The sequence below is a fragment of the Klebsiella sp. ZJOU C1 genome (assembly GCF_035620215.1).
In the GTDB taxonomy this organism is placed as follows: domain Bacteria; phylum Pseudomonadota; class Gammaproteobacteria; order Enterobacterales; family Enterobacteriaceae; genus Klebsiella; species Klebsiella variicola.
This window is the reverse complement of the sequence record NZ_CP141644.1, coordinates 3,093,142-3,106,867: the sequence shown is the minus strand read 5'-3', so window position 1 is coordinate 3,106,867 and position 13,726 is coordinate 3,093,142. Positions and strand designations below refer to the sequence as shown.

Annotated in this window: 14 protein-coding genes; 3 read left to right on the top strand and 11 right to left on the bottom strand. The window is 61.7% G+C overall.

Features of this window, described 5'->3' with window-relative positions:
- Positions 1–2: 2 nt before the first annotated feature.
- The 3 genes from SPE70_RS14940 to budA are packed head-to-tail and all read right to left on the bottom strand — an operon-like array spanning position 3 to position 3,265.
- A complete protein-coding gene (locus SPE70_RS14940) occupies positions 3–773 on the bottom strand; it encodes a (S)-acetoin forming diacetyl reductase (protein WP_008804546.1) in 771 nt (256 codons plus the stop codon).
- 23 nt (positions 774–796) lie between these two features.
- On the bottom strand, positions 797–2,476 hold the full coding sequence (gene alsS, locus SPE70_RS14935) for an acetolactate synthase AlsS (RefSeq protein ID WP_023297780.1): 1,680 nt from the start codon (positions 2,474–2,476) through the stop codon (positions 797–799).
- Positions 2,477–2,485: 9 nt separating this feature from the next.
- Positions 2,486–3,265: an acetolactate decarboxylase gene (budA, locus tag SPE70_RS14930; RefSeq protein WP_008804548.1), complete on the bottom strand. Its 780-nt coding sequence runs from the start codon at positions 3,263–3,265 to the stop codon at positions 2,486–2,488.
- Between the two features lie 106 nt (positions 3,266–3,371).
- Here budA and SPE70_RS14925 point away from each other — a divergent pair, with 106 nt between their 5' ends.
- Positions 3,372–4,244, top strand: coding sequence for a LysR family transcriptional regulator (locus tag SPE70_RS14925; protein ID WP_008804549.1), 873 nt, complete (start codon positions 3,372–3,374; stop codon positions 4,242–4,244).
- 19 nt (positions 4,245–4,263) lie between these two features.
- Here SPE70_RS14925 and SPE70_RS14920 read toward each other — a convergent pair whose 3' ends face one another.
- From SPE70_RS14920 to SPE70_RS14895, 6 genes are read right to left on the bottom strand one after another with little or no spacing between them, the layout of a single operon-like run.
- Positions 4,264–5,034, bottom strand: a complete 771-nt coding sequence (locus SPE70_RS14920; RefSeq protein WP_064170314.1) for a 3-hydroxybutyrate dehydrogenase — start codon at positions 5,032–5,034, stop codon at positions 4,264–4,266.
- A 23-nt stretch (positions 5,035–5,057) separates the two neighbouring features.
- Positions 5,058–6,452, bottom strand: coding sequence for a GntP family permease (locus tag SPE70_RS14915; RefSeq protein WP_196531753.1), 1,395 nt, complete (start codon positions 6,450–6,452; stop codon positions 5,058–5,060).
- Between the two features lie 44 nt (positions 6,453–6,496).
- Positions 6,497–7,420: a 3-hydroxyacyl-CoA dehydrogenase family protein gene (locus tag SPE70_RS14910; protein ID WP_064170313.1), complete on the bottom strand. Its 924-nt coding sequence runs from the start codon at positions 7,418–7,420 to the stop codon at positions 6,497–6,499.
- A gap of 11 nt (positions 7,421–7,431) precedes the next feature.
- The gene (locus SPE70_RS14905) at positions 7,432–8,613 is read right to left on the bottom strand and encodes an acetyl-CoA C-acetyltransferase (protein WP_064170312.1); all 1,182 of its coding nucleotides are present in this window, start codon (positions 8,611–8,613) and stop codon (positions 7,432–7,434) included.
- Between the two features lie 9 nt (positions 8,614–8,622).
- Entirely contained in the window at positions 8,623–9,279 is a 657-nt protein-coding gene (locus tag SPE70_RS14900) for a CoA transferase subunit B (protein ID WP_064170311.1), read from the bottom strand.
- A gap of 1 nt (position 9,280) precedes the next feature.
- Positions 9,281–9,988: a CoA transferase subunit A gene (locus SPE70_RS14895; protein ID WP_064170310.1), complete on the bottom strand. Its 708-nt coding sequence runs from the start codon at positions 9,986–9,988 to the stop codon at positions 9,281–9,283.
- Positions 9,989–10,128: 140 nt separating this feature from the next.
- Here SPE70_RS14895 and SPE70_RS14890 point away from each other — a divergent pair, with 140 nt between their 5' ends.
- Positions 10,129–11,019, top strand: a complete 891-nt coding sequence (locus SPE70_RS14890) for a LysR family transcriptional regulator (protein WP_012967981.1) — start codon at positions 10,129–10,131, stop codon at positions 11,017–11,019.
- A gap of 47 nt (positions 11,020–11,066) precedes the next feature.
- On the opposite strand, the gene SPE70_RS14885 is transcribed toward SPE70_RS14890, so the two are convergent.
- Positions 11,067–11,207: a hypothetical protein gene (locus SPE70_RS14885; protein ID WP_012967982.1), complete on the bottom strand. Its 141-nt coding sequence runs from the start codon at positions 11,205–11,207 to the stop codon at positions 11,067–11,069.
- Between the two features lie 290 nt (positions 11,208–11,497).
- Here SPE70_RS14885 and SPE70_RS14880 point away from each other — a divergent pair, with 290 nt between their 5' ends.
- The gene (locus tag SPE70_RS14880) at positions 11,498–12,406 is read left to right on the top strand and encodes a DUF535 family protein (RefSeq protein ID WP_012967984.1); all 909 of its coding nucleotides are present in this window, start codon (positions 11,498–11,500) and stop codon (positions 12,404–12,406) included.
- 82 nt (positions 12,407–12,488) lie between these two features.
- On the opposite strand, the gene SPE70_RS14875 is transcribed toward SPE70_RS14880, so the two are convergent.
- Positions 12,489–13,706 carry an MFS transporter gene (locus SPE70_RS14875; RefSeq protein WP_064170309.1) on the bottom strand — a complete coding sequence of 406 codons (1,218 nt, stop codon included), beginning with the start codon at positions 13,704–13,706 and terminating at the stop codon, positions 12,489–12,491.
- Between the last annotated feature and the right edge of the window lie 20 nt (positions 13,707–13,726).

Below are 13,726 nucleotides of genomic sequence, written 5' to 3'. Positions count from 1 at the left end.
TATTAGTTAAATACCATCCCGCCGTCGATCAGCAATGACTGACCGGTCATGTAATCAGAATCCGGGCTGGCAAGATAGGAGACGCAGGCGGCGACATCTTCCGGCTCGGACAGACGACCGAGAGTGATGCGTTTGGCGAACTCGGCGGTACCGTAGCCCAGCGGTTTACCGGCGGCTTCGGACACCTGGCGGTCAATTTCGGCCCACATTGGCGTTTTGACAATCCCCGGGCAGTAGCCGTTGACCGTGATGCCCAGCGGCGCGAGGTCGCGAGCGGCGGTCTGGGTTAAGCCGCGTACCGCGAATTTACTGGAGCTATACACCGCCAGCTCCGGGTTGCCGACGTGGCCGGCCTGGGAACAGGCGTTGATGATTTTCCCGCCGTGCCCCTCTTTCTTAAAGGCCTCGACCGCCGCCTGGATGCCCCAGATCACCCCTTTGACGTTGATGTTGTAGACTTTGTCGACAATCTCCGGGGTAATGGACTCGATCGGCGTGGACGGCGCTACGCCGGCGTTATTGACGATGACGTCGAAGCCGCCCAGCGTTTTGCGCGCCTGTTCAACGGCGGCAAATACCTGATCGCGGTCGGAGACATCCACTTTCACCGCCACGGCGTGTCCGCCGGCCTGGTTGATTTCGGAGGCGACCGCTTTGGCGGTGGCGTCGTTATAATCGGCAATGGCCACGGCAAATCCATCCTTCACCAGACGAAGGGCGATAGCTTTACCAATCCCCTGGCCGGCGCCGGTAACAAGTGCGACTTTTTTCATTTTCCTTTCCTTATTGTGATGACTTACAGAATCTGACTCAGATGCAGTTGGCCCATCAGCAGCGGGTTATCGCGATAATCCACCGGGATGGCCACCACCGCCGGGCCGTCGACGTCCATCGCGGCCCGCAGGGTCGGCTCCAGCGCCTCGGCGCTTTCCACGGCAAACCCTTTGGCGCCGAAGGACTCGGCATAGGCTTTAAAATCCATCGGCCCGAACTCGACGCCGGACAGGCGCTGGTATTTTTTCTCTTCCTGGATGGCCACCATGTTGTAGCCGTTATCGACCCAGATCAGGTGCAGCACGTTGGCTTTCAGGCGGACGGCGGTCTCCAGCTCCATGCTCGACTGCAGGAAGCCGCCGTCGCCGGAGACGGAGACCACTTTGCGCTCAGGATTGACCAGCCAGGCGCCGATGGCCCAGGGCAGGGCGACGCCCATGGTCTGCTGGCCGTTGGAGATCATCACCTGACGGGCGCGGAAGCTGTACAGGTAGCGGGCGATCCAGATATGGAAGCTGCCCATGTCCACGGTCAGCGTGACGTCGCTGTTGACGATATCCTGCATGGCGCGAACGATGCGCAGCGGATGCAGGGCAAACTGATTCAGCTGCGCGCCGCGGCGGTCCAGCAGCTCGCGCTGGTGCTGGCGGTCGCGGAGGATCTCCGCCGCCTGCGGGGAGAGCACCAGCCGGTGATCGATATTTTGCGCCAGCTTGTTGAGGGTGCCGGCGATATCGCCCACCAGCTCGACATCCGGGGTGTAGTTGCGCTCTTCATAAGCGGGCAGCACGTCGATATGCACCAGCGTCGCGTTGCCGCTGTTCCACATCGCCGGTTCATATTCCACCGGGCTATAACCGATGCAGATCACCAGGTCGGCGAGCTGCAGCAGACGGTCCCCGGCCTGGTTGTTAAACAGCCCGACCCGACCGGCGAAGCGAGAGAAGTTATCCTGATTCACCGCCCCGGCGGCCTGATAGGTGCTGGTGACCGGAATATGGCTGGCCTCCAGCAAACGGCGCAGCGCCGCGCTGTTTTCCGGCTGGCTGGCCATCAGGCCGAGCAGGAAGATCGGGTTCTTCGCCTGAGCGATAAGCTTCGCCACCTGGTCGATGGCGTCATCCGGCGCGGCGCCCATCTGCGGAGCCCGGCTGGCCGGCAGTACTTTACCGCTGACCGGGCCATCGACCACATCCTGCGGCAGGCTGACGAACGCGCTGCCCGGGCGGCCCTGCTCGGCGGCACGGAAGGCGTTGGAGACCACTTCCGCCAGCGCATCCGGCGCCGTCACCTCGACGGCGTATTTGGTGACCGGGCTGAACATCGCCACCGTATCCATACTCTGATGGACCTGCTTCGCCTTATCGGCGCGTTTCACCGCGCCGCCCAGGGCCACCACCGGGTCGCCTTCGCTGTTCGCGGTGGCCATGCCGGTGATCAGGTTGGAACAACCCGGACCGGAGGTGACCAGCGCCACGCCCGCTTTGCCGGTAATGCGTCCGACCGCGGCGGCCATAAACGCGGCGTTGGCTTCGTGGCGTACCGGAATAATGCGAATCGAGGAATCCAGCAGTGAGTCGAACACCTTGTCGATTTTGGCGCCGGGGATACCGAAGATCTGACGTACGCCTTGCGCTTCCAGCTGGCTGACGACGAGATCGGCGCCGTGCGCCCACTGGCGTACCGGATACTGTTTGTCCATGTGAACCCCTTAACTTTCTACGGAACGAATGGCGGCATCGAGATTATCGGGATGCAGATTGGCCTGCAGGAACGCGCTGTCGGCGGGCAGGTCGATCATCAGCTTGTGAATTTCGCCGAAGGTCAGCACCCCGTGATCGAGCTGGTAATCCAGCAGGTGACCGCCGCCTTTGCGGTCATCGGTAATAAAGTGCTCGTGATACCCGGCGACATTGATCCCCTGCATATGCTGCGGGGTACGGAAGCCGACCAGCACCCCTTCGCGCTGGTTAAAGCGGAACACCGGCTGATCGTCGAGGACGTCGGTCATCGCCCGGTACGGTGGCGTCTGGCGCGGCACGGTGCGGGTATGGGCATGGCGGAAATGGCCGTCGATGCGCAGGGCGCAGAACAGGTTGTCAGAGGGAATTTGCTGGTCAATAACGTCGTGCAGTTGCTGGCGGCTCACCGGATGGTCAAAGGTTTTCCGGTACTGCGGCTGGAACCAGGTCATCACCGCGAACGGCGTTTTCTGCTCCGGCTGGGCTTTGCGCGCGCTGCCGTCGGCGCGCAGCTGATAGACCTGACTGCTGAAGGCGATCAGCTCCCCGTCCAGTTCATTAAAGGTACCGAGGCCGAAATCGCCGTGTTTCAGCAGGTCCGCGATGGTGGTGCTGCCTTCGTAAACCCCGCTCAGCAGGGCGCTCATTAGCGATGTCTGATAGAGCACGCTCTCGGGATGCTGCGCGGAAAACGCCCGTAGGGTTTCGCACAGACTCTCTTCGCAGGTGCATTCAGCAGAGTGATTCATATACCACTTCCTCGTTCAACAAATATAAGAAAGGTTAAATAAATGTTGACCCGATTCAGCTCACAGTTCCAATATAGAAACCATGCTGGTTTGAGACGTTTTCGATATGGAACTTCGTTATCTTCGTTATTTTGTCGCCGTCGCCAGGACGCGGCACTTCACCCAGGCCGCCAAGGAGCTGGGTATTTCACAACCTCCGTTAAGTCAGCAAATTCAGCGACTTGAACGAGAGGTGGGGACCCCGCTGTTTCGGCGTTTAACCCGCGGGGTGGAGCTGACGGAAGCGGGAGAGTCGTTCTATGAGGATGCCCGCCAGATCCTCGCCATGAGCGATGCGGCGCTGGAGAAGGCCAAGGGCATTGCGCGCGGGATGAACGGCAGCCTGTCGCTAGGCATTACCAGTTCTGATGCTTTCCATCCGCAAATCTTCACGTTGCTGCACCGTTTTCAGCTCGACCACCCCGGGGTGACCCTGCACCAGATGGAAGACAATATGGCCAATCTGATGACCGCCCTGAGCGAGGCCGAGCTGGATATCGCCTTCGTCCGTCTGCCGTGCGAGAGCAGTAAAGCCTTTAATCTGCGGATTATTGATGAGGAGCCGATGGTCATCGCGCTGCCGCGCGATAACCCGCTGGCGACGCAGCCGACCCTGGCCCTGGAACAGCTGTGCGACGTGGCGCCGATCCTCTTCCCGCGGGAGGTGGCCCCCGGGCTGTATGAGCTGGTGTACAACAGCTGCCTGCGCGCCGGGATCGACATGGAGCGTGCCTGGCAGTCGTCGCAGATTTCGTCGTCGCTGAGCATGGTCAATGCCGGGTTCGGCTTCGCGCTGGTTCCGCAGTCGATGACCTGCATTCAACAGCCGAACGTCAGCTATCACCCGCTCAGTGGGGCGCCGCTGAAGACCGATATCGCCATCGCCTGGCGGCGCTTCGAGCGCTCACGCACGGTGAAGCGCTTTCTGGCGATGTTCTGATCTTCGCGGCGCCAGCGGCTTACTGCGCCACCCAGCCGCCATCCATGTTCCATGCGGCGCCGCGCACCTGGGCGGCGGCGTCGCTGCACAGAAACAGCGCCATTTCGCCCAGTTGCTGCGGGGTGACAAACTCCCCGGAGGGCTGTTTTTCCGCCAGCAGCTGGGCGCTGGCCTGCTCCGGGTCGACCCCCTCGGCGATGCGCTTATCGATCTGCTGCTGCACCAGCGGGGTCAGCACCCAGCCCGGGCAGATGGCGTTGCAGGTGATGCCGCTGCGCGCGGTTTCCAGGGCCACGGTTTTGGTCAGGCCGACCACCGCGTGCTTGGCGGCGACGTAGGCCGATTTCTCTTTCGACGCCACCAGGCCATGCACTGAGGCTATGTTGATGATGCGCCCCCAGTTGCGCTGGCGCATGCCCGGCAGCGCCAGGCGGGTGGTGTGGAAGACGCTGGAGAGATTGATCGCGATGATGTCGTTCCATTTGTCCACCGGGAACTGCTCCACCGGGGCGACGTGCTGGATGCCGGCGTTATTGATCACGATATCGACGCCGCCGAAGGTGCTTTCGGCATAGTGCATCATCGCCTCGATCTGCTCGACGTCGCGCAGGTCGGCGTCGTGATAGCCGGGGATCTTACCCAGCGCGGCGACTTCAGCCCGGGCGTGGCTGCTGTCGCCGAAGCCATTGAGGATCACCTGCGCGCCCGCCTGAGCCAGCACTTTGGCGATCCCTAAACCGATGCCGCTGGTGGAGCCGGTGACCAGCGCTGTTTTACCGTGCAAATTCATTTTATTACTCCTTCAATCGGGTATCAGACAATGCCGGTCACATAGAACGTGACAATGACAAACAGTACCGCGAGGCTTTTGATCACCGTGATGGCGAAAATGCCGCCGTAGGCCTGGCGATGGCTCAGGCCGGTGATCGCCAGCAGAGTGATCACCGCCCCGTTATGCGGTAGGGTGTCCATGCCGCCGCTGGCCATGGCGGCGACACGGTGCAGGACCTCGAGCGGAATATTGGCGGCGTGGGCGGCGGCGACAAAGGTCTCGGACATCGCCGCCAGCGCGATGCTCATCCCCCCGGAGGCCGAGCCGGTGATCCCGGCCAGCACCGTGACGCTGATCGCCTCGTTTAACAGCGGATTGGGAATGGCCGCGAGGGCTTTCGACAGCACCAGGAAACCCGGCAGGGCGGCGATAACTGCGCCGAATCCGTACTCAGAGGCGGTGTTCATCGCCGCGAGAATAGCCCCGCCCACCGCCGTTCGGCTCCCCTCCGCCAGCCGGCCGCGGATATTGCGATAGCCGCAGACCAGCACCAGCACAATGCCGGAGAGCAGCGCCGCCTGCACCGCCCAGATAGCGGTGATTTTCCCTACTTCGGTGACGACAGGCTTTGCCAGACCCGGCAGGGTGAGCTCATGGCTGGCGCCGTACCACTGCGGGATCCAGTGGGTAAACAGCAGATTCAGCACCCCCACTAACAGCAACGGGGCGATAGCGATCAGCGGATGCGGCAGATCGATGTCATCCGGGGTCTCCGGCTCATTTTGCAGGTCGGTCCCATAGCCTTCGCCGCGGGCCTGCGCTTTGCGGCGCTGACGCTCCAGCCACAGCAAACCGAAGATGATAATGAACAGCGAGCCGATAAGCCCCAGCCAGGGGGCCGCCCAGGCGTTGGTGCCGAAGAAACTGGTGGGGATAATATTCTGGATCTGCGGCGTGCCGGGCAGGGCGTCCATGGTAAACGAGAATGCCCCGAGGGCGACGGTGGCCGGGATCAGCCGTTTGGGGATCCCGCTCTGGCGAAACAGTTCGGCGGCGAAGGGGTAGACGGCAAAAGCCACCACAAACAGCGACACCCCGCCGTAGGTCAGCAGGGCGCACACCAGCACGATCACCGGGATCGCGTGGCGGCGTCCGAGGATGCGGATGGCGGCGGCGACAATCGACCGCGAGAATCCCGACAGCTCAATCAGCTTGCCGAACACGGCGCCCAGCAGAAACACCGGGAAATAGAGCTTCACAAAGCCGACCATTTTTTCCATAAACAGGCCGGTAAAGGCCGGGCCGACCGCGCCCGGGTCGGTGACCAGCACCGCGCCGAGGGCGGCGATCGGCGCAAAGAGGATCACGCTGTATCCACGGTAGGCCGCCAGCATCAGTAACGCCAGTGCGGCCAGGGCAATTATCACACTCATCACGACGTCTCACTCTCATTGTTATTGTAGGGGTACAGAACGCGATACTAGGGCTTCAGGGCGTAGCGAAGCTGATGTTCCCGGCGCGACTGGATGCGCTGTTGCCGCGCCTCATCCCAGCGGTAAAAGCCTTGTCCACTGCGGGCGCCGGTGTCGCCTCGCGCCACCTTCTCCGCCACCAGCGACATCATCTCGCTCCCGCTGGCCAGCTCCGGCAGCAGGTGCTGGCAGATATCCTGGACCGTCGCCAGCCCGGTCATGTCCGCTGCCTCCAGCGGGCCGACCATCGCATAGCGGCGGCCCAGCGAGGCGCGCATCACCTGGTCCACTACCTCGGCAGAGGCAATGCCGCTGTGGATGATATGCAGCGCTTCGCGCAGCAGGGCGAACTGCAGCCGGTTGCCGACAAAGCCCGGCGCGGCGCGATTGAGCACCACCGCTTCCAGCGCGCAGGCGGCGCAAAAGTCGCTCACCTGGCGCGCCAGATGGGGCAGTGTGGCGCTCCCGGGCACCACTTCCACCAGCGGGATCAGGTGCGGCGGATGCCAGAAGTGGGCGATCAGCAGCCGTTCAGGGTGGCGCATGCCCTGCGCCAGCGAGTCCGGCGGCAGGCCGCTGGTGTTGCTGGCGATAATCGCCTCGTCGGCGATCAGCGTTTCCAGTTCGGCATACAGGGCGTGCTTCAGTGCCAGCCGCTCGGGGATCGCTTCTATCAGCAGCGTGGCATCGGCCAGGGCATTCAGCGCCGGGGTGGGGATCAGACGGGCCAGCACAGCGTCGCGGTCGGCGGGATCCTGCTGGCCGCTCGCCTCCAGCTCGCGCAGGATGGCGCTGGCCACCGCCGGAACCTCGGCGAGACGCTGCGGATCGGTGTCATACAGGCGGACGACGTGACCGTGACGGGCGAAATGGCAGGCGATGCCGACGCCCATCAGTCCCGCGCCGAGTACCGCCAGGCGTGGTGTAAACATAGTGGCTCCTGTTAACGTTGTAGAGTCATGGCGATGCCCTGGCCGCCGCCGACGCACAGGGTTGCCAGCCCTTTGCTGGCGCCCCGGCGCTGCATCTCATGCACCAGGCTGACGAGGATCCGGCAGCCGGAGGCGCCGATGGGATGGCCAAGGGCGATGGCGCCGCCGTTGACGTTGACCTTCTCGCTATCCCACTCAAGCAGCTGACCGACGGCCAGCGCCTGGACGGCAAAAGCCTCGTTAGCTTCGATAAGATCCACCTCGTCCAGCGTCCAGCCGGCGCGCTGCAGCGCTTTACGGCAGGCGCTCACCGGGCCGATGCCCATCACCGATGGGTCGACCCCGGCGACCGCTGAGCTGACAATGCGCGCCAGCACCGGTAGCCCGAGCTCGTGCGCTTTATCGACGCGCATCAGCAGGACCGCCGCGGCGCCGTCGTTCAGCGACGAGGCGTTTCCGGCAGTGACGCTGCCGTCAGCGGGACGAAACGCCGGGCGCAGCTGGGCCAGCTGCTGCTCGCTGGTCTCCGGGCGCGGTTGCTCGTCGTCAGTCACGACACGCGGCGGCTTTTTGCCCTGCGGGACGCTGACCGGGACGATCTCCTCGCGAAAGCGTCCGGCGGCGATGGCGGCCGCCGCTTTGCGCTGGGACCCGGTGGCAAAGGCATCCTGGCGCTCACGGCTGATGTCGAAGGCATCAGCCAGATTCTCGGCGGTAATGCCCATGTGGTAGTCGTTAAAGGCGTCCCACAGGCCGTCCAGAATCATGCTGTCCTGCAGGCTGGCGTGGCCGAAACGCAGGCCGTCGCGGGCGCCGTGCATCAGATAGGGGGCATTGCTCATGCTCTCCTGGCCGCCGGCGATGACGATCTCGGCGTCGCCGCAGCGGATCGCCTGCATCGCCTGCTGAACCGCTTTCAGCCCGGAGCCGCACACCAGATTGACGGTCACCGCCGGGGTGTCCACCGGCAGGCCGGCCCGCAGCGCGGTCTGGCGCGCCGGGTTCTGCCCGCAGCCGGCGGTGAGCACCTGGCCGAAAATCAGTTCGTCCACCGCCGCGGCGGGCAACTGGCCGCGTTCAAGCAGGCTGCGTACCACCGCGGCGCCGAGGTCGACGGCGGAAAGAGGGGCGAAGGCGCCGCGAAAGCTGCCGACCGGGGTGCGTACTGCAGCAACAATGGCAATATCGGTCATGGTCTCTCCTTAGCTGAAGCGCATTTCGCGCACATCGTCGGCCACGATCAGTCGTCCCGCCGTTTTACGCATCACCTCGTCGGGGCTCACTCCCGGGGCCACTTCGCGCAGGACAAACGCGCCGTCGACAATGTCCAGCAGGGCCAGATCGGTGAGCACCCGGCGAATACAGCCCACGCCAGTGAGCGGCAGGGTGCACTGCGGCAGCAGTTTGGATTCGCCGTTTTTTGAGGCGTGGGTCATCACCACGATGATGTTCTGCGCGCCGGCTACCAGGTCCATGGCGCCGCCCATCCCCTTGACCATTTTTCCAGGGATCATCCATGAGGCGATGTTGCCCGCGACGTCGACCTCAAAGGCGCCAAGAACGGTCAGGTCAACGTGGCCGCCGCGGATCATGGCGAACGACTGAGCGGAGTCGAAGATGGCCGCCCCGGTTTGCGCGGTGACGGTCTGCTTGCCGGCGTTAATCATGTCGGCGTCGATCGTGGCTTCGTCTGGAAATTCGCCCATCCCCAGCAGGCCGTTCTCCGACTGGAGCATCACCTCAATACCGGCGGGAATGTAATTGGCCACCAGCGTCGGGATACCGATCCCGAGGTTGACGTAGTCGCCGTCGCGCAGCTCCAGGGCGACGCGCATCGCCATTTGTTCACGGGTCAGCATCTCACTTCCCTCCGGCGCGCAGGGTGCGCTGTTCAATACGTTTTTCGAATTGCCCGACGATCAGCCGGTCGACATAGATCCCCGGGGTGTGGATGGCGGAGGGCGGCAGTTCGCCCGGCGGTACAATCTCTTCCACCTCCACCACCGTAATACGCCCGGCGGTGGCCATCAGCGGGTTGAAATTCTGCGCGGTATGGCGATATACCACATTGCCGTACCAGTCGGCTTTCCAGCCTTTGACCAGCGCGAAATCGCCGCGGATCGCCTCTTCAAGGATGTAGTGCCTGCCGTCGAACTGGCGAACCTCTTTGCCTTCGGCGACCGGGGTGCCATACCCGGTGGCGGTGTAAAAACCGGGGATCCCGGCGCCGCCGGCGCGAATTTTTTCGGCCAGCGTTCCCTGAGGAGTGAGCTCAACCGCCAGCACGCCGCTCAGCACCAGCTGTTCAAACAGCGCGTTCTCCCCGACGTAAGAGGCCACCACCTTGCTGATCTGGCGTGACTCCAGCAGCATACCGAGACCGAAGCCGTCGACGCCGCAGTTATTGGAGACCACCGTCAGCCCCTGCACCTGGCGACGCTGCACCTCGGCGATCAAATTCTCGGGAATGCCGCACAGGCCGAAACCGCCGGCGAGCAGCGTCATGCCGTCCGTTAACCCTTCCAGCGCCGCTTCATAGCTGGCGACGCGTTTATCCAGTCCTGCCATCTTGTCTCTCCTGCCTTGCGATAGCCTTATCATTGGCGCTGGAGACTGATTTGATAATTTTGAATTTGTGACCCACTCATTTGGAATTTTAATTAATTTCCTGTTAACTAATTTTTTTCAATTAGTTAACAGGAAGAAAAATGAGAATGAGTGTCAAACAGTTACGCGCGTTTTTAGCGGTAGCTCACACTCTGAATTTCGCCCACGCCAGCGAAAGGCTCAATTTGTCGCAGCCAGCCCTCAGTTTGACCATCAAAGGGTTAGAGGAGGCGCTGGGCGGCGCGCTGCTGCAGCGCAGCACCCGCAAAGTGACCCTTACCCAGGAGGGGGAACTCTTTCTGCCGATGGCCCGTCAGCTGCTGGCCGACTGGGATAACGTCGAGGAGGCCATGCGTCAGAGCTTTACCCTGCAACGGGGTAAAATTTCGGTGGCCGCGATGCCGTCGTTTGCGGCCAACGTCCTGCCGGAGGCGCTGAAGGCCTTTCGCGACCGCTATGCCGGCGTGAACGTCACGGTGCATGATGTGATTAATGAGCAGGTGATCGAGATGGTGCGCGAGGGGCGAGTGGAGATGGGTATTGCCTTCGAGCCATCGCCCACCCACAACCTGCTGTTTACCCCGCTGGCGGTGGACCGCTTCGTGGCGATCGTTCCCCGGCAATCCCCGCTGGCGAAGAAAAAGCAGCTCACCTGGCAGGAGCTGTTGACCCTCGATTTTATTACCCTGCAGCGTCCCTCGGCGGTACGCCTGATGCTGGAGGAGGCGCTGGCGCGCAGCGGTCGCCAGCTGGACGTAGCGCTGGAGAGTCACCAGCTGGTGACGGTGGGGAGAATGGTGGCCAGCGGCCTGGGGGGCAGCGCGGTACCGGCGCTGTGTAAAACGCAGATGACGTCCCTGGGGGCCGTCTGCATCCCGCTCAGCGATCCGCCGATTGAGAAGTGCGTCGGCGCGATCCATGCCGGGCATATGCCGCTGTCGAAGGCGGCGCAGGCGCTGCTGGATACGCTGAAAGGCTTCTTGCCGGCCTGAGCAGGCGGGAGGGGTAAAAAAAACCGGCCTGCTGGCCGGTTTGACTATCAGATTTTGCAGGCGTCGCCGCAATCGTCATCGGCAACGATCGCCTGCGCTTTTTTGTCCGCTTCTTCCAGACGCTCCGCGTTGCGTTCTTCCGCTTCATCCAGGCCGTTGAAGACCAGGTTGTCGAGATCAATTTCCATAAGTTACCTATCGTCGCTGGTTTTTAATCAGCGTCAAGTATAGGGCAAAACCGCCAGCGGATGTAGCCGCTCTGCGCGCCGAACGCACAGAGCGTTAAGTCGCGGGGCGGCAGGCTTTCCCTACCATAAATAACCGTTGACAGGCGGGAGTTGGCTTTATTAATCACCATACAGAATGATTTCCTGTGTATATATTAAATGAAAGGACAACGAAGGAGTAATTAAGCGTTGACGAAAAGCTTTTATGTTAATATGGCCGCGATTATGGATGAATCTATGGATCTTAATCAATGGAACATACTGTTGCAGGCGCCATCAAAGAATGGCGTAAACATAATAAAGTGATCGGTCAGGTCAAAATAAACTATAAAAAAGTTTTACGAAAATGCAGAGAGCTCTCGCTCGCAGGAGGTAAATACAGAGAATATCAAGAACTTTGTGCAAAATATCAGTGTGCGCGGTTGACCGCCGTGACCAAAGGGCTGGTGCCTTTTGAGGATAAACCGTTTAAAGCGTATCTCAATAAACGGCTGTCAAAACGACGCAAGCTGGATATTGCCCACGGTTCACTGAATTTTATTGAGAAAACGTTTCACCCTGATGTCCTGCCGCAGCTGTACAATGTGGCGGATTTTGGTCGCGCGATGTTCTCTATTCCTTTGAAAAATGGCGATAATCTTGACGTTAAACTGTTGGCGTCGCCGTTTCAGGAGGAGGGCGAGCTGATGCTGCAGCTGTTTCTCGGCGACCGGCGCGTCTATAGCGTCTGTTTTTCCTGTACCGACGATGGCCGCGCCTATATTGGCGGCATCCAGGGCGGGAAAGATATCACCAATGACGAAGTGAAGGTGCTGACTAAAGAGCTGCATGGCGCGCGGCCGAAAAATATCATCATGAGCGTGCTGTATGGTTTCCTGCGTTATTTCAGCATCACCACCGTCTACGCGATCGATTCCGATTTCCACGTGAAAAGCGATTTGGTGAAAGCCAGTTATTCATCGCTGTGGCTGGAAATGGGCGGTGAGAAACAGGCTCGCGGCTGGTATAAATTGCCGGCGCAAGAGATCAAAAAAAGTATTGAAGAGGTGAAAAGTAAGCACCGGAGCCAGTTTATTAAGCGCGAAGGTGTCAAGGAGTTGATTCAGATAGATATGGCGAACGCCCTGCAGCACATTACGTTGCAAGCACGGGTGAATTAACGCCTCTCATACGCCAGCCGGGCTGCAGGGGGCTGCTACCCGGCTGGCGATTTCCTCTCTCCCCAGGTCGCTGTGCCGTAGGTTACTGCCCGCTCTCGCCGATTGGCGGTGACGCGGAGACGGTGAGCAGCGGAGCGCTGCGCCACCATACCATCAGGGCGACAATCGCGATAACGCTCAGCACGCCGAAGGCGGTGGCATAGGAGTAGAGCCCGGCGATAGACCCGGTTAACGCCGGACTCATTGCCGCCCCGGCGCCCTGCATCAGCATCACCACGCTCTGTCCAGCGTTAACGTGCCCGCTGCCGCGCAGCAGCGAGACGATAAAGCTGGGCACCGCCACCCCCAAAATCCCTGCCGCCAGGCCATCAAGAATTTGCACCGGGACCATCATCGCCGGGGCGTCGCTGGACGCCGCCAGCGCCGCCCGGATGGGCATGATCAGCAGCGCCAGCAGGATGCATCGCCAGTAACCGTATTTGTCGATGCTGCCGGCGATCCGGATGGCCACCGGGATCATCACCACCTGCGAAATAATCACCGTGGCGGCGGCAAACAGTCCGGGATTGAGGTGTCCCGGCGCGGCGGCGATCCGCATGCTCAGCATCGGCAACAGTGCGGCATTGGCGAGATGGAACAGCATCAGGGTTACGCCGGCGATCAGCAGCGGCGTATGGCGGAACAGGATGGCAAACCCCGGCAGGGAGGGCGTGGATGCCGCTTCGATGCCGCGGGCGGCGTCATCGTCGATATCGCCGCCGCGGATCGCCAGCAGGGCGACCAGGGTAAGCAGCGTGGTACAGGCCATCAGAATGAAAATGCCGCCGATGCCCCAGTACCAGGCGATAGCCCCGGCCATTAGCGCGGTGAAAAAATTCCCCGCGTGGTTGAAGGCTTCGTTTTTCCCCATCTGGGCGCTAAAGCCGCGCTGTCTGGCAAGACCGAGGGTAATCCCGGCGATCAGCGGTCCGACAAAGGCCGCGCAGATGCCGCTGGCGACTTGCGAGAGGGCGACCACGCTGGTCTTCTGACTAAACCAGAGCAGCAGGGTGGTGAGGGTGATCACCAGGCAGACCCCGGCCAGCAGCAAGCGCTTATGCCGCGAGCTGTCGGTGATGAAGCCGGCGGGCAGGGTCGCCAGCAGGCCGGCGATACCGCCGACGGACATCAGCAGGCCAATGTCCTCCGCCTGCCAGTGACGCTGGGTGAGAAAGATCCCCAGAAACGGGCCGAGGCCGTCGCGCACGTCGGCAATAAAAAAGCTGGTCAGACATAAAGCCCGCAGAGAACGAAGCGACATTTTCTACCTTTAGCATGCGC

What these genes read in the sequence shown, in the direction of transcription:
- budA (WP_008804548.1), bottom strand. Translation starts at nt 3,265, where the DNA reads ATGAATCACTCTGCTGAATGCACCTGCGAAGAGAGTCTGTGCGAAACC.
- SPE70_RS14900 (WP_064170311.1), bottom strand. Translation starts at nt 9,279, where the DNA reads ATGCTGACCCGTGAACAAATGGCGATGCGCGTCGCCCTGGAGCTGCGC.
- SPE70_RS14920 (WP_064170314.1), bottom strand. Translation starts at nt 5,034, where the DNA reads ATGAATTTGCACGGTAAAACAGCGCTGGTCACCGGCTCCACCAGCGGC.
- SPE70_RS14910 (WP_064170313.1), bottom strand. Translation starts at nt 7,420, where the DNA reads ATGTTTACACCACGCCTGGCGGTACTCGGCGCGGGACTGATGGGCGTC.
- SPE70_RS14940 (WP_008804546.1), bottom strand. Translation starts at nt 773, where the DNA reads ATGAAAAAAGTCGCACTTGTTACCGGCGCCGGCCAGGGGATTGGTAAA.
- SPE70_RS14925 (WP_008804549.1), top strand. Translation starts at nt 3,372, where the DNA reads ATGGAACTTCGTTATCTTCGTTATTTTGTCGCCGTCGCCAGGACGCGG.
- SPE70_RS14885 (WP_012967982.1), bottom strand. Translation starts at nt 11,207, where the DNA reads ATGGAAATTGATCTCGACAACCTGGTCTTCAACGGCCTGGATGAAGCG.
- alsS (WP_023297780.1), bottom strand. Translation starts at nt 2,476, where the DNA reads ATGGACAAACAGTATCCGGTACGCCAGTGGGCGCACGGCGCCGATCTC.
- SPE70_RS14875 (WP_064170309.1), bottom strand. Translation starts at nt 13,706, where the DNA reads ATGTCGCTTCGTTCTCTGCGGGCTTTATGTCTGACCAGCTTTTTTATT.
- SPE70_RS14880 (WP_012967984.1), top strand. Translation starts at nt 11,498, where the DNA reads ATGGAACATACTGTTGCAGGCGCCATCAAAGAATGGCGTAAACATAAT.
- SPE70_RS14895 (WP_064170310.1), bottom strand. Translation starts at nt 9,988, where the DNA reads ATGGCAGGACTGGATAAACGCGTCGCCAGCTATGAAGCGGCGCTGGAA.
- SPE70_RS14905 (WP_064170312.1), bottom strand. Translation starts at nt 8,613, where the DNA reads ATGACCGATATTGCCATTGTTGCTGCAGTACGCACCCCGGTCGGCAGC.
- SPE70_RS14890 (WP_012967981.1), top strand. Translation starts at nt 10,129, where the DNA reads ATGAGAATGAGTGTCAAACAGTTACGCGCGTTTTTAGCGGTAGCTCAC.